This is a genomic window from Streptomyces blattellae, from assembly GCF_009709555.1.
GTDB lineage: Bacteria > Actinomycetota > Actinomycetes > Streptomycetales > Streptomycetaceae > Streptomyces > Streptomyces blattellae.
Genome location: NZ_WJBG01000146.1, coordinates 15,048 through 29,340 on the forward strand (window position 1 = coordinate 15,048; position 14,293 = coordinate 29,340).

At 70.8% G+C, this 14,293-nt stretch carries 13 protein-coding genes; 9 read left to right on the forward strand and 4 right to left on the reverse strand.

Going from position 1 to position 14,293, the window contains the following annotated elements:
* Positions 1 to 129: 129 nt before the first annotated feature.
* The 4 genes from GFH49_RS15845 to GFH49_RS15860 are packed head-to-tail and all read left to right on the forward strand — an operon-like array spanning position 130 to position 4,568.
* Positions 130 to 2,697: a DUF4118 domain-containing protein gene (locus GFH49_RS15845; protein WP_155056526.1), complete on the forward strand. Its 2,568-nt coding sequence runs from the start codon at positions 130 to 132 to the stop codon at positions 2,695 to 2,697.
* Positions 2,694 to 3,377, forward strand: a complete 684-nt coding sequence (locus GFH49_RS15850; protein WP_155056527.1) for a response regulator — start codon at positions 2,694 to 2,696, stop codon at positions 3,375 to 3,377. The genes GFH49_RS15845 and GFH49_RS15850 overlap by 4 nt, the downstream gene beginning before the upstream one ends.
* A gap of 45 nt (positions 3,378 to 3,422) precedes the next feature.
* The gene (locus GFH49_RS15855; RefSeq protein WP_155056528.1) at positions 3,423 to 3,821 is read left to right on the forward strand and encodes an OB-fold nucleic acid binding domain-containing protein; all 399 of its coding nucleotides are present in this window, start codon (positions 3,423 to 3,425) and stop codon (positions 3,819 to 3,821) included.
* 3 nt (positions 3,822 to 3,824) lie between these two features.
* Entirely contained in the window at positions 3,825 to 4,568 is a 744-nt protein-coding gene (locus GFH49_RS15860) for a DUF3159 domain-containing protein (protein WP_155056529.1), read from the forward strand.
* 82 nt (positions 4,569 to 4,650) lie between these two features.
* On the opposite strand, the gene GFH49_RS15865 is transcribed toward GFH49_RS15860, so the two are convergent.
* The 3 genes from GFH49_RS15865 to GFH49_RS15875 all read right to left on the reverse strand — a co-directional run bounded on the left by GFH49_RS15865 (position 4,651) and on the right by GFH49_RS15875 (position 6,522).
* The gene (locus GFH49_RS15865) at positions 4,651 to 5,328 is read right to left on the reverse strand and encodes a potassium channel family protein (RefSeq protein WP_155056530.1); all 678 of its coding nucleotides are present in this window, start codon (positions 5,326 to 5,328) and stop codon (positions 4,651 to 4,653) included.
* Entirely contained in the window at positions 5,328 to 5,999 is a 672-nt protein-coding gene (locus GFH49_RS15870) for a potassium channel family protein (RefSeq protein WP_155056531.1), read from the reverse strand. Before GFH49_RS15870 ends, GFH49_RS15865 begins: the two co-directional genes overlap by 1 nt.
* 196 nt (positions 6,000 to 6,195) lie before the next feature.
* Positions 6,196 to 6,522 (reverse strand): hypothetical protein, encoded by a 327-nt coding sequence (locus GFH49_RS15875; RefSeq protein WP_155056532.1) that lies wholly within the window; start codon positions 6,520 to 6,522, stop codon positions 6,196 to 6,198.
* 203 nt (positions 6,523 to 6,725) lie between these two features.
* Here GFH49_RS15875 and adhE point away from each other — a divergent pair, with 203 nt between their 5' ends.
* Both adhE and GFH49_RS15885 read left to right on the forward strand, forming a co-directional pair.
* Positions 6,726 to 9,410 (forward strand): bifunctional acetaldehyde-CoA/alcohol dehydrogenase, encoded by a 2,685-nt coding sequence (gene adhE, locus GFH49_RS15880; protein ID WP_155056533.1) that lies wholly within the window; start codon positions 6,726 to 6,728, stop codon positions 9,408 to 9,410.
* 224 nt (positions 9,411 to 9,634) lie between these two features.
* The gene (locus GFH49_RS15885; RefSeq protein ID WP_155056534.1) at positions 9,635 to 10,648 is read left to right on the forward strand and encodes a 2-hydroxyacid dehydrogenase; all 1,014 of its coding nucleotides are present in this window, start codon (positions 9,635 to 9,637) and stop codon (positions 10,646 to 10,648) included.
* Between the two features lie 394 nt (positions 10,649 to 11,042).
* On the opposite strand, the gene GFH49_RS15890 is transcribed toward GFH49_RS15885, so the two are convergent.
* Positions 11,043 to 11,225: a hypothetical protein gene (locus tag GFH49_RS15890; RefSeq protein WP_155056535.1), complete on the reverse strand. Its 183-nt coding sequence runs from the start codon at positions 11,223 to 11,225 to the stop codon at positions 11,043 to 11,045.
* Positions 11,226 to 11,532: 307 nt separating this feature from the next.
* On the opposite strand from GFH49_RS15890, the gene GFH49_RS15895 reads away from it, so the two are divergent.
* The 3 genes from GFH49_RS15895 to GFH49_RS15905 all read left to right on the forward strand — a co-directional run bounded on the left by GFH49_RS15895 (position 11,533) and on the right by GFH49_RS15905 (position 14,264).
* Complete coding sequence (locus GFH49_RS15895; RefSeq protein WP_155056536.1) at positions 11,533 to 12,438, forward strand: universal stress protein; 906 nt, start codon at positions 11,533 to 11,535, stop codon at positions 12,436 to 12,438.
* Positions 12,439 to 12,524: 86 nt separating this feature from the next.
* The gene (locus tag GFH49_RS15900) at positions 12,525 to 12,782 is read left to right on the forward strand and encodes a hypothetical protein (protein WP_155056537.1); all 258 of its coding nucleotides are present in this window, start codon (positions 12,525 to 12,527) and stop codon (positions 12,780 to 12,782) included.
* A 597-nt stretch (positions 12,783 to 13,379) separates the two neighbouring features.
* Positions 13,380 to 14,264 (forward strand): universal stress protein, encoded by an 885-nt coding sequence (locus GFH49_RS15905; protein WP_155056538.1) that lies wholly within the window; start codon positions 13,380 to 13,382, stop codon positions 14,262 to 14,264.
* Positions 14,265 to 14,293 lie beyond the last annotated feature (29 nt).

A 14,293-nucleotide genomic window follows, 5' to 3' on the forward strand; every position in this document is an offset into this window, starting at 1 on the left:
TTCCGCCGCCCGGCGCGTCAGGGTTCCGTCAAAGGCGTCCCCCGGCGCCTTCCTCGTCCCGTTTGTCCGCATCGTTGACCGTAAGGTCGACGATGCGTACGCAGCAGTGAACGGGAAGACAATGGGGCCATGGGACGCGGCAAGCTTCGGATCTACCTCGGTGCCGCACCGGGGGTGGGCAAGACCTACGCGATGCTGTCCGAGGCGCACCGGCGGGTGGAGCGGGGCACGGACTGTGCGGTGGCGTTCGTGGAGCACCACGGGCGGTCGCGAACCGAAGTGATGCTGCACGGTCTGGAGCAGATCCCGCGCCGGGAGCTGGAGTACCGCGGCGGGGTCTTCACCGAGATGGACGTCGACGCCGTCCTCGCGCGCCGCCCCCGGGTGGCCCTGGTGGACGAGCTGGCGCACACCAACGTCCCCGGGTCCCGGAATGCCAAGCGGTGGCAGGACATCGAGGAACTGCTGGCGGCCGGGATCGATGTGATATCGACGGTGAACATCCAGCATCTGGAGTCGCTGGGTGACGTGGTGGAGTCGATCACGGGGGTGCGGCAGCGGGAGACGGTGCCGGACGAGGTGGTGCGCCGGGCGGATCAGATCGAACTGGTGGACATGTCGCCGCAGGCGCTGCGGCGGCGGATGGCGCACGGCAACGTCTACCAGCCCGACAAGGTGGACGCGGCGCTGTCGAACTACTTCCGGCCGGGGAACCTGACGGCGTTGCGGGAGCTGGCGCTGCTGTGGGTGGCGGACCGGGTCGATGAGTACCTGAAGCAGTACCGCAGTGAGCATCGGGTGTCGGCGATCTGGGGCTCGCGGGAGCGCATCGTGGTGGGGCTGACCGGCGGTCCTGAGGGGCGGACGCTGATCCGGCGCGCGGCCCGCCTCGCGGAGAAGGGCGCCGGGGGCGAGGTGCTGGCGGTCTACATCGCCCGCAGTGACGGACTGACCTCCGCCTCGCCGAAGGAGCTGGCGGTGCAGCGCACGCTGGTGGAGGACCTGGGCGGCACCTTCCACCACGTGGTCGGGGACGATATCCCGGACGCGCTGCTGGAGTTCGCGCGCGGGGTGAACGCCACGCAGATCGTGCTGGGCGTCTCGCGGCGCAAGAGCTGGCAGTACGTGTTCGGGCCGGGCGTGGGCGCGACCGTCGCCCGGGAGTCCGGGCCCGATCTCGACGTCCACCTGATCACGCACGACGAAGCGGGCAAGGGACGAGGACTGCCCGTCACCAGGGGCGCACGGCTCGGCCGGGCCAGGATCATCTGGGGGTGGCTGATCGGACTGGCCGGCCCGGCGCTCCTGACGGTGCTGCTGAACACCGTCGAAGTCGGCCTGGCCAACGACATGTTGCTGTTCCTCACGGTGGTCGTGGCGGCGGCCCTGCTCGGCGGGCTCTTCCCGGCGCTGGCCTCCGCGGCCTTCGGGTCGCTGCTGCTGAACTACTTCTTCACCCGGCCTCGGCACCGGCTGACCATCGCGGACCCGGAGAACATCGTCGCCCTTGTGATCTTCGTCGGGGTCGCGGTGTCGGTGGCGTCGGTAGTGGACCTGGCCGCCCGGCGTACCCAGCAGGCCGCCCGGCTGCGGGCCGAGTCGGAGATCCTCTCCTTCCTCGCGGGCAACGTGCTGCGCGGTGAGACGAGCCTGGAGGAGCTGCTGGAGCGGGTGCGCGAGACGTTCGGGATGGAGTCCGCGGCGCTGCTGGAGCGGCAGAGCGATGTGGAGCCGTGGACCTGTGCCGGGAGCGTGGGGCCCAGGCCGTGTGCGAGCCCGGAGGCCGCGGATGTGGACGTGCCGGTGGGCGACCATATGGCGCTGGCGCTGACCGGGCGGGTGCTGCCGGCGGAGGACCGGCGGGTGCTGGCCGCGTTCGCCGCGCAGGCCGCGGTGGCCCTGGACCGGCGGCGGTTGCGGGAGGAGGCCGACCGGGCGCGGACGCTGGCGGAGGGCGACCGGATCCGTACCGCGCTGCTGGCCGCCGTCAGCCATGACCTGCGGACCCCGCTGGCGGGTATCAAGGCGGCGGTGAGCAGCCTGCGCTCCGACGACGTGGCGTGGTCGGAGGAGGACCAGGCAGAGCTGCTGGAGGGCATCGAGGACGGCGCCGACCGGCTCGACCATCTGGTGGGCAATCTGCTGGACATGTCCCGGCTGCAGACCGGCACGGTCACACCGATCATCCGGGAGATCGACCTGGACGAGGTGGTGCCGATGGCGCTGGGCGGGATTGCCGAGGGCAGCGTGGAGCTGGACATCCCCGAGACGCTGCCGATGGTGTCCGTCGACGCCGGGCTGCTGGAGCGGTCGGTGGCCAACCTGGTCGAGAACGCCGTCAAGTACAGCCCGGACGGCAAGCCCGTCCTGGTGTCCGCCAGCGCCATCGCGGACCGTGTGGAGGTGCGGGTGGCCGACCGCGGGCCCGGCGTCCCGGACGCCGCCAAGGAGCGCATCTTCGAGCCCTTCCAGCGCTACGGCGACGCTCCCCGCGGCGCCGGAGTCGGCCTGGGCCTCGCCGTCGCCCGCGGCTTCGCCGAGGCGATGGACGGCTCCCTGCACGCCGAGGACACCCCCGGCGGCGGCCTCACCATGGTCCTCTCCCTCCGCGGCACCGGATCCCGCCCGCCGGACACGGCAGGACCGCAGGCGCAGGAACCTCTTCACCCCGCTCGACCGGAAAGGCAGTCCCTATGACCCGGGTGCTCGTGATCGACGACGAGCCGCAGATCGTGCGCGCCCTGGTGATCAACCTCAAGGCACGCAAGTACGAGGTCGACGCGGCGCACGACGGTGCCACCGCCCTCCAGCTCGCCGCCGCCCGACACCCCGACGTGGTGGTGCTCGACCTGGGGCTGCCCGACCTGGACGGCGTCGACGTGATCAAGGGGCTGCGGGGCTGGACCCGGGTGCCGATCATCGTGCTCTCCGCGCGGCACACCTCTGACGAGAAGGTCGAGGCGCTGGACGCGGGCGCCGACGACTACGTCACCAAGCCCTTCGGCATGGACGAGCTGCTGGCCCGGCTGCGGGCCGCCGTCCGCCGCGCCGAGCCTACCGGGGCCGACGAGGACGAGGTGGCGGTGGAGACCGACGAGTTCACCGTCGACCTGGCCGCCAAGAAGGTCAACCGCGCCGGCAGGGACGTACGGCTGACCCCCACGGAGTGGCACCTCCTGGAGGTCCTCGTCCGCAACAGCGGCCGCCTGGTCAGCCAGAAGCAACTGCTGCAAGAGGTGTGGGGGCCGTCATACGGGACGGAGACCAACTATCTGCGGGTGTACATGGCCCAGCTGCGCAGGAAACTGGAGTCGGACCCCTCACATCCGAAGCACTTCGTCACGGAACCCGGGATGGGGTACCGGTTCGAGCGCTAGCACGGGGGGTACGTAGCTGTCGGTGGGCCCCGGTACGCTTCAGATATGAGTGGTGTTCCTCGTTCCGAAAAGCCGGTGGGCCGGTTCCGGCGCATGCTCGACCGGCTCTCCTCGTCTCAGGAGGACCTGGAGTCGGAGGAGCTGCGCGAGGACGCCGACACCGCAGGCTGTATCCGCATCGGTGACTGCCAAGACCGTCAGATAGTGACGGTTACTGGTACCTTGCGCACGGTCACCCTGCGGCCGCGCGCCGGAGTCCCGGCCCTGGAGGCCGAGTTGTTCGACGGCTCCGCCGCGCTGGACGTGGTGTGGCTCGGCCGGCGCTCCATCGTGGGGATAGAGCCCGGACGCAAGCTGATCGCATCGGGCCGGATCTCGATGAGCCGGGGCCGCCGCGTGCTGTTCAACCCGAAATACGAACTGAGACCCCTCGGACGGGAGTAGCCGGTGACGTCGCTCGACAAGCCGACCACAGACACCGAAGACATCGCAGCCGCCGCGCAAGACGCCCGGGCGGTGACCGAGGCAGCGCTGTTCGAGGCCTTCGGCGGCATGCGGGGCATGATCGAGACGGTGATGCCCGGGCTCCTCTTCGTCACCGTCTACACGATCAACAACGATCTGCACCTGTCGGCGATCGGCGCCATCGGTGTGTCCCTGCTGCTGGTCGTGGTCCGCCTGGCGATGAGGGACACCGTCAAGCACGCCTTCAGCGGTGTCTTCGGCGTCGCGTTCGGCGTCGTGTTCGCGATGATGACGGGCAACGCCAAGGACTTCTATCTGCCCGGCATGCTCTACACGCTGGGCCTGGCGCTCGCGTACATCATCACGACACTGGCCGGGTTCCCCCTGCTCGGCCTGATGCTCGGCCCGGTCTTCAAGGAGAACCTCTCCTGGCGCACCCGTAACCCGGGCCGCAAGAAGGCGTACGCCAAGGCCAGTTACGCCTGGGGCCTGATCCTGCTCGCCAAGAGCGCGATCCTCTTCCCGCTGTACTGGTGGGGTGACACCACCCAGTTCGGCTGGGTCCTGGTCGCCCTGAAGATCCCGCCGTTCCTGCTGGCCGTATGGCTGACCTGGGTGTTCCTGGTGAAGGCCCCGCCGCCCATCGACGTGTTCGCCGAGATGGAGGCGCAGGAGAAGGCCGAGGAGGAGCGCAAGGCCGCCGCGGCGCGCACGCCCTGGTCGTAGTGCCCAAGGCAGGACCGGCTGAGCAGATGGAGGGCGCCCTGAGGAATCAGGGCGCCCTCCGCCGTCGTCATCCTGGAACGGCTCAGCTCACCGTGTCCTCGCGCCGCACCGAGAGCAGATCCTCCAGCTGCTCCTCGCGGGCCTGGGCGGCCACGAACAGCAGTTCGTCGCCCGCCTCCAGGGAGTCCTCCCGGGACGGGGTGAGGACGCGGTTGCCGCGGATGATGGTGACCAGGGAGGTGTCCTGGGGCCACTCGACATCGCCGACCTGGGTGCCGGCCAGGGCCGACTCCTCCGGCAGGGTCAGCTCGACGAGGTTGGCGTCGCCATGGCTGAAGCGCAGCAGCCGGACCAGGTCGCCGACGCTGACCGCCTCCTCGACGAGGGCGGACATCAGGCGGGGCGTGGAGACGGCGACGTCGACGCCCCAGGACTCGTTGAACAGCCACTCGTTCTTCGGGTTGTTCACCCGGGCGACGACGCGCGGGACGCCGTACTCCGTCTTCGCCAGCAGGGAGACGACCAGGTTCACCTTGTCGTCGCCGGTCGCGGCGATCACGACGTTGCAGCGCTGGAGCGCGGCCTCGTCCAGGGAGGTGATCTCACAGGCGTCGGCGAGCAGCCACTCCGCCTGCGGGACGCGCTCGACCGAGATGGCGGTCGGCGCCTTGTCGATGAGCAGGACCTCGTGGCCGTTCTCCAGCAGCTCGCCCGCGATCGAGCGGCCGACCGCGCCGGCACCGGCAATGGCGACCCTCATCAGTGACCGCCCTCCTCTTCGGGACCCTTGGCGAACGCCGCCTCGACCTTGTCGACCTCGTCCGTGCGCATCATCACGTGGACCAGGTCGCCCTCCTGCAGCACCGTCTGCGAGGTGGGCAGGATCGCCTCGCCGAGGCGGGTCAGGAACGCCACGCGGACGCCCGTCTCCTCCTGCAACCTGCTGATCTTGTGACCGACCCAGCCGGTCGAGGTGTGCACCTCGGCGAGCTGGACGCCGCCGGTGGGATCGCGCCACAGCGGCTCGGCGCCGGACGGCAGCAGACGGCGCAGCATCTGGTCGGCGGTCCAGCGCACGGTGGCGACGGTCGGGATGCCGAGGCGCTGGTAGACCTCGGCACGGCGGGGGTCGTAGATACGGGCTGCGACGTTCTCGATGCCGAACATCTCACGGGCGACGCGGGCGGCGATGATGTTCGAATTGTCGCCGCTGGAGACGGCGGCGAATGCGCCGGCCTCCTCGATGCCGGCCTCGCGCAGGGTGTCCTGGTCGAAGCCGACTCCGGTGACCCGGCGGCCACCGAACGAGGAGCCGAGCCGTCGGAAGGCGGTGGGGTCCTGGTCGACCACGGCGACTGTGTGCCCCTGTTGCTCCAAGGTCTGGGCTAGAGCGGACCCCACTCTGCCGCAGCCCATGATGACGATGTGCACCTAGCCCTACCCCGCAGTCCTGGTCATCCCGCTGACCTGCGAAAACACCCTGATCACTTCTTCTCTCCCAGTCTGCCGGGCAACAACGGGGCAACAGCTCGGGGCGTTGCCCGGACACGAGCTTATGCGGCAACCGCGTCCATGACTTCACCCGCGTACCCAATGGTGGAGCCACCACCGTCGAAGGCGCGGTCGATCACGTCGCGCGTGCGCTGCTCGGACTCGGCGTAGAGGTGCCCGTACACATCCATCGTGATCTTGATCGAGCTGTGCCCCTGCGCTTCTGGATCACCTGTTGTGTCGGCTGGTGCTTCCTGGTGCAGGGGTCGGTGTCGGCCTCGGTGTGGTCGAAGGCGGCGAGGACGCGAGGGTGGTCCGGGTGCTCGGGCAGGTCCGGCGCGACGGCCGGGAGCCGGTCGGCGAGGCCGGTGACGGTCTTGCGGGTGATGGTGAGGTGCTCCAGGTGCGTCTCGGCCCGGTGCGAGCGGGTCTGTGAACGGCCGGAGACCGCACCGAGCGCCATTCGTCGCTTGTCGGTACCGGGGACTGTCCAGTCCCACGGATTGGGGCCGGTCGGGGCCCGGGCGGGGGACCTTTGGAGCCTCAGTAGCGGCGTTGTCGGGAGTGAAAGTGGTGGTGGGAGCGGTGCCGATCCCTCACGGTGCCGCTCCCCGTTCGAACGCCGGAGCCCCGGCTTCCGTCTGCCGACCAAGGAGGCGCATTTCCATGGCCCGTAAGGACGACCGCAATCGGACCGCAGCCCCGCAGGAATCCCAGAGCGGGCCCTCCGACACCGCGATCGCCGTGGACCGGCTGGTCACCAACGGGCTGAAGGCGCTCGGCGACTACGAGTTGCTGACCCAGGAACAGGTCGACCACATAGTCAAGAAGGCCTCGGTCGCGGCCCTGGACCAGCACACCGCGCTGGGCCGGCTCGCGGTGGAGGAGACCGGGCGTGGGGTCTTCGAGGACAAGGCCGCGAAGAACATGTTCGCGTGCGAGCACGTCACCCACAGCATGGGCAAGATGAAGACCGTCGGGGTCATCGCCCGCGACGACATCGACGACATGGTCGAGATCGCCGAGCCGGTGGGGGTGGTGTGTGCGATCACTCCGGTCACCAACCCGACTTCCACCACGATCTTCAAGGCGCTCATGGCGCTGAAGACCCGCAACCCGGTCGTCTTCGCCTTCCACCCCTCCGCCCAGCGGTGCAGCGCAGCGGCGGCTCGGATCGTGCGTGACGCGGCCATCGCCGCCGGGGCTCCCGAGCACTGCATCCAGTGGATCGAGACCCCGTCCATCGAGGCGACCAACACGCTGATGCATCACCCGGGCGTGGCGCTGGTCCTCGCCACCGGCGGCAACGCCATGGTCAAGGCCGCCTACTCGGCAGGCAAGCCCGCCCTGGGCGTGGGTGCCGGCAACGTGCCCGCGTACGTGCACAAGAGCGCCGAGCTGCGCCGCGCCGTCAACGACCTGGTGCTGTCCAAGTCGTTCGACAACGGCATGATCTGCGCCTCGGAGCAGGCCGTCATCCTGGACACCGAGATCTACGACGCCGCCCTGGCCGAGTTCCGCACCCTGCACGCCCACCTCGCTACGGCCGAGGAGAAGACCAAGCTGGAGACCTTCCTCTTCCCCGCCGCCAAGACTCCCGGCGCCGGCTGTGAGCCCAAGGTGAACGCCGCGGCAGTCGGACAGAGCCCCGCATGGATCGCGCGCCAGGCCGGGTTCAGCGTGCCCGAGAACACCTCGATCATTCTCGTCGAGGCCGAGCGGGTCGGCCCGGACGAGCCGTTGACCCGCGAGAAGCTCTGCCCGGTGCTGGCCGTGCTGCGCGCGGGCTCCGAACGGCACGGCTTCGACCTGGCCGCCGACATGGTCGCCTTCCACGGCCAGGGCCACAGCTCGGTCATCCACACCGAGGACCGCGCGCTCGCCGAGGAGTTCGGCCGCCGTATGAAGACCGTCCGCGTCATCGTCAACTCGCCCTCCTCACAAGGCGCCATCGGCGGCATCTACAACGGCCTGCTGCCCTCGCTCACCCTGGGCTGCGGCTCATGGGGCCGCACCTCGGTGTCCAACAACGTCTCCGCCGCCCAACTGCTGAACGTCAAGCGGGTCGGCACGCGCCGCAACAACCTGCAGTGGTTCAAGGTCCCGCCGAAGATCTACTTCGAGCCGCAGGCCATCCGCTACCTGCAGTCCATGCCCGACGTCCACCGCGTCACGATCGTCACCGACGCGACCATGACCCGCCTCGGCTTCGTCGACCGCGTCAGCCGCGTCCTGCAGCGCCGGCCCCAGCCGGTGACCCTGCAGATCATCGACAACGTGGAGCCCGAACCGAGCATCGACTCCGTACAGCGCGGGGCCCGCCTGATGCGGGACTTCCGCCCGGACACGATCATCGCGCTCGGCGGCGGCTCGCCCATGGACGCGGCCAAGGTGATGTGGCTGCTGTACGAGCAGCCGGACATCGACTTCGCCGACATGCGGCAGAAGTTCTCCGACATCCGCAAGCGCGCCTTCCGCTTCCCGACGCTCGGCAGGCTCGCCCGCCTGGTGTGCGTGCCCACCACCTCCGGGACCGGCGCCGAGGTCACCCCGTTTGCCGTGATCTCGGATCCGGCGACAGGAAAGAAGTACCCGCTGGCCGACTACGCCCTCACGCCCAGCGTGGCCATCGTCGACCCGCTGCTCACCACCGAACTGCCCCCGGCCCTGGCCGCCGACAGCGGATTCGACGCCCTCACCCACGCCATCGAGGCGTACGTGTCCGTCTACGCCAATGACTTCACCGACGGCCTCGCCCTGCACGCGATCCGGCTGACCTTCGACCACATCGAAGCGGCGGTGAACGACCGAGCGGGCAGTCCGGAGGCGCGGGAGAAGATGCACAACGCCGGCACCATCGCCGGCATGGCCTTCGGCAACGCCTTCCTCGGCATCGTCCATGCCATGTCCCACACCCTCGGCGCCTCCTTCCACCTCGCACACGGCCGCACCAACGCGGTCCTGCTGCCCCACGTCATCCGTTACAACGGCACCGTCCCCACAAAGCTGACCGGCTGGCCCAAGTACGAGAACTACCGCGCCCCCGAACGCTTCCAGGACATCGCCCGCACCCTCGGCCTGCCCGCCGCCACGCCTGCCGAGGGCGTGGAGTCCCTGGCCGCCGCCGTGGAACGACTGCGCGACGCCGCGGGCATCGAGCCGTCCTTCCAGGCCCTGGGCGTGGACGAGCGTGCCTTCCTCAAGGCCCTGCCCCAGCAGGCGCTCAACGCCTACGAGGACCAGTGCGCGCCCGCCAACCCGCGGATGCCGATGCTCGACGACATGCAGGAGCTGATGCGCGCGGCCTACTACGGCCCGACAGTGCACCCGGCCCTGGACTCCGCCCAGTAGCACGCTCTCGGGGAGGACAATCGCCGGGCCACCTCATGGGGCGGCCCGGCGTGCCACGGGCGCACGGCGTGGCCGGAACGTCGTCGGCGGCGGCGAAGACGGCGAAGCACCCGCCGCCGTGTGCTTCACGCCCGCCGCGCCGTCGAGCAGGCCCAGCGCCGCAAACGTGGTGGTGCCGCCCTACGGTGGAGAAGCGATCGCCCGTTCCAAGGGGAGGAGAGCACATGGAGATCGTCGCGTACGGCGTGCTCGCGGACGAGGAGCCGCTGCTGACCGAGGCGTTCCGGCAGGCGCTCGGCGCCGAGCACGAGTTGCGCTGTCTGGGGCTGTTCCTGAACCGGGACACCGCCCCGACCGCCGTCGGCCACGAGATCGTACTCAGCAGCGTCAACGACAGCCTCGACGCCGACGTTCTCCGCGCGCTGGCCGCGGGCGGCACGAGGATGATCGCCCAGCGGGCCACCGGCTACAACAACATCGACCTGACCGCGGCGCAGGACCTCGGGCTGACCGTGGCACGGGTGTCCTTCTACTCGCCGTACTCGGTGGCCGAGTTCGCCTGGACGCTCGCCATGGCCGTCAACCGCCGTATCGTGCGGGCCGCACACCGCACTCGCGAGTTCGACTTCCGGCTCGACGGGCTGATGGGCCGCGACCTGCACGGCCGGACGGCCGGCGTGCTGGGCACCGGGAAGATCGGAGCCGCCTTCACCCGCATCGCGCACGGCTTCGGCATGCGGCTGCTGGGCTGGGACGTCGCCGAGAACCCCGACTGCCTCGCCCTCGGTATGGAATACGTCGGACGTGATCGGCTGTTCGCCGAGTCCGACCTGGTCAGCCTGCACGTGCCGCTGTTGCCCGACACACACCACCTCGTGGATGCCAAGGCCCTGGCACTCATGAAGGACGACACGATCCTGGTCAACTCCAGCCGCGGTGGCCTGGTCGACACCGACGCACTGCTGGAGACCCTGCGTGCCGGACGGCTCAGCGGCGTCGGCCTGGACGTGTATGAGGAGGAGGCTGGGGTCTTCTTCCTCGACAAGTCCTTGGAGGTGATGACCGACGAACGCCTCGCGCGGCTGATGACCTTCAGCAACGTCCTGGTCACCTCGCATCAGGCGTACTTCACCCGGGACGCCGTGGGCCAGATCGCCGAAACCACCGTCGAGAACATCGTGGACTACATCGCCGGCCGCACCGGAGACAACACCCTCGTACGGCCGACGGCAGCGTGACGCTCGCTCCGGCCCGCCGGCTCGGCCGCCACCAGGTGCGTCCTTCCGGAGGACGCGGGCCCGTCGTCCTCGGCTCCCCCTGCTGAGATGCGGTCCGGGCCGGAGCCTGTACGGGGACGTGCCCGCGGCGGGTGCGCGCGGGCATGCGGCCGACGACCCACGTGCGGCCACAGCCTGCGGACAGGCCGCCCCCCGGCACGGGCGCCGGTTCCGGCGGGGACGGGGGGGACCCCTGGGTTGCCGTCGCCGGCTCCCCTGCCTGATTCAATGATCACTCCGCGGAAGCACAGGCATCAGGGCCAAGAGGATCCGAGGCAGGGCCGGTGAGGCCCTTGCTCCGTGCGGTGCCTCCTGTGCCGCGTGCCGTCGGCGGGTGGGACCGCCCTGCGTAGCGTCACGACCTGCCCGAGCAAGCCGCATCGGGCACCCGTTCCTGATCACCGCGGACGTGCCGGCCGCCCACGCCGGAGTGGCCGCCCTGGTGCTGCGCGACGTTGCCGACAGTCGCGCAGATGAGTTCGCCGCGGTCGGGGTCGATCAGGCAGACGCCCAGGACACCGCCGCGGGTGGTGCGCATCGCCTCCTGGCTGCGCGGCCGTGGCCGTGGCCGTCGACGACCGGGGCGCCCGGTCGTTCGCCGGGCCTGACGGGCCAGGCGCCGCCGGACTCCCCGTCGTCGCCGAACGGCACGTCGACCTTGCCGAACCGCCATCGGCCGGTGCGGCCGGCGCGGTGGGGCCGAGCCGGGCGTAGACGACCGTGCCCGCGCACGCGGCTGCCGGCCCGCAGGGTCCACCGGCCCCGGTCGGGGACCTGCGGCCCCTGCACCACGGGCCCGCCCCACCGCCACGCTGGCATCGATCCCCGATGAGGAGGCAGGAGTCATGGTTCGCAGTGTTGTGGTTGGTTTCGATGGCTCGGCCGAGAGCCGTGCCGCGGTGGAGTGGGCGGCCCGCGAGGCGAAGCGGCGCGGGCTGACGGTCAGGCTGGTCCACGCCGTCGAGGCGGTGCCCGAGCCCGTGGCCCTGGTGCGGTTCCTGGGTGCCGAGACGCAGCAGCGGTGGAGTGCGCGTGTGGCACCCGCCGTGGTCGAAGAGCTCATGCTGCGTCACCCCGGCCTGGACGTGACCGCCGAGCAGGTCCCCGGCCGGCCCGTCGAGGTGCTGGCTGAGGCGGCGAAGGACGCCGAGCTGGTGGTCCTCGGTTCCCGAGGGCTGGGCGGCGTCGGAGGATACCTCGTCGGCTCCGTGGGCCAGGCCGTCGTGGCGCGCGCCGAGCAGCCGGTGGTCCTGGTGCGTGCCGGGGAGCAGGCTGTGGACGGGCAGGCGCCGGAACCGTCCGAACTACCGCCCCCTGTGGCTCTGTTCGGTCCTGTCGTCCTCGGCCTCGACACCGACGACCCGGACGACGCGGTGATCGCCTACGCCTTCGAGGCGGCTGCCCGCCGTGTCACGCCCCTGCGGGTCGTCCACGCCTGGAACCTGCCGCCGTACGCCGCCTACGGCCTGCCCGCCGACCTTGAGCTCAACGCCACGCTGGGCAAGCAGGACGCCGCCACGCTGGCCGAGGTGCTGCACCGCTGGAAGGAGAAGTACCCGGCCGTCCAGGTCATCGAGGAGTCCCGCCCGGGCAGTCCCGCCGTCCAACTGGCCGACGCCTCCCGCGATGCGTCCCTGCTCGTCGTCGGCCGCCGGATCCGCCGCGGCCCGCTCGGCGCACACATCGGTCCCGTCACGCACTCCGTGCTGCACCACGCCACCGCTCCTGTGGCCGTCATCGCGCACGGCTGAACGGGACCCCAAGAAGAGCGGCAGTCACGGACACGGAACTACCGCCGACGATGGACATGGAGGCTCCGAGCTGAGCCCGCGGACCGTTGACCAGGCGGCTCCCCACGGCGGCCGACAAGACGGAGCTGACCTCGGACAACGTGGTGGTCGGCACGCCCGGCTTCCTCTCCCCGGAGCAGGCGGAGCAGGCGGAGCAGGCCGGGCGGGTCAGGTGGGTCAGGTTGTGTGCGCCGCGCGACATCTCTTCACTGGGCTGTGTGCCGACGTTCGCCGGCCACCGGCCACGGGCCGCCCGCCGTTCGGTACGGGGCAGTGGATTCGTCGCCGCTTGGCCGCCGAGGTGACCGCGCAGCTGGCGGCGGACGCCCGGTCGGCACCGTCGAACGGCTGCCCGATGCGGTGGTACGGATGATCGCCGATGGGTCGGCCGAGCTGCTTGCCCAGCCGAGCATCGAGCCCGGGGGTGTCGGAGGCACCCGAGCCACCGGCTCCGGGCTGTCGCAGGGTCCTCGCCCTGGCCGGCGGTGCGGCGCTGCTCCTGACGGGCAGCGGTGCCGGGCTGTGGGCGCCGGCGGACGACGAGGGTGCCCAGGCACCGAGCGCGGACAGTCCGTGGACCATCGGACTCCACGCGGATCTGACGGGCGTGCAGCGAGCGGCCGGGCGCGCACAGGAGCAGGGTGCGCGGCCTGCCTGGAACGGCTCAACGACCGCGGCGAGGCGGCGGAGGGGCCCACCGGGTCCTGGCCGGGGGGCCGAGTGGCCGTGGGAGAGGACCAGCGGCCCCTGGGTACCCGACCGGGTCGGCGCGACGATCGGAGCGGGGGACCGGTGGATTCGTGCAGACGCGATCAGGCGCTCCGAGGATCCAGCGGACCTCCCGGGTCGGCGGATGGGCGCCGGCCCCGCATCGGACGTGACCGGATACGGAGGTGTCCCCCATGCCTTCCCCCATCGTGGTCGGCCTCGACGGTTCTCCTGAGAGCCGTGCCGCTGTTGACTGGGCAGCCCGCGAGGCTCAGCGTCGCGGCTTGCCGTTGCGCTTGGTGACCGCCTGGATCTGGCGGCCGGTCGACGTGCCCTCGGCTCAGGAGTCGGAAGCCCAGAAGCAGTGGGCGCGGAGCATGTTGAGCGAGGCCAAGGAGAGCCTGGCAGCCCGGTATCCGGAGATGCCGATCACTGTCGGGCAGGTGTCCGAAGTACCGGTCACGGCGCTGCTGGAGAGTGCGGAGGACGCCGAGATGCTGGTGCTGGGCTCGCGTGGGCACGGCGCTGTCTCCGGTTTCCTCCTCGGGTCGGTCGGACAGCATGTGCTGGCCCGGGCGTCCATCCCCGTGGTGCTCGTACGCGCGGAAGAGCACCGGGCCGCTGAGGGCGCCGAGGCGGCCGGCGAAGACGGCGGCGAGGTGGTCGTCGGAATCCAGGACCGGGACCAACCCGCCGAGGAACTGCTGGAGTTCGCCTTCACCGCCGCAGCCGCCCGTGGGGCCACACTGCGCGTCGTGCACGCCTGGAGCCGTCCACCGGTGTTCGCTTACAGGGCTGTGGTCACGGGCGACGAGGACGGCAGTGTGGAGGCCCGGGTCGAGAAGGAGCTGCTGGAAGCCCTTGCGCCGTGGCAGGAGCGCTATCCGCAGGTCGAGGTGGTCCACAGGACCGACCTCGCGACCGCCGGGCAAGTGGTCCTCCAGGCCGCCCGGAACGCCGCACTCGTGGTCGTCGGCCGCAGGACGCACCGGCCCTCCCTCGGCATGCGCATCGGCCCCGTCACCCACGGCGTGATCCACCACGCCCCCGCGCCCGTCGCCGTCGTACCCCACGACTGAGGGACGACCGGACCGCGGGCCCGGGACGT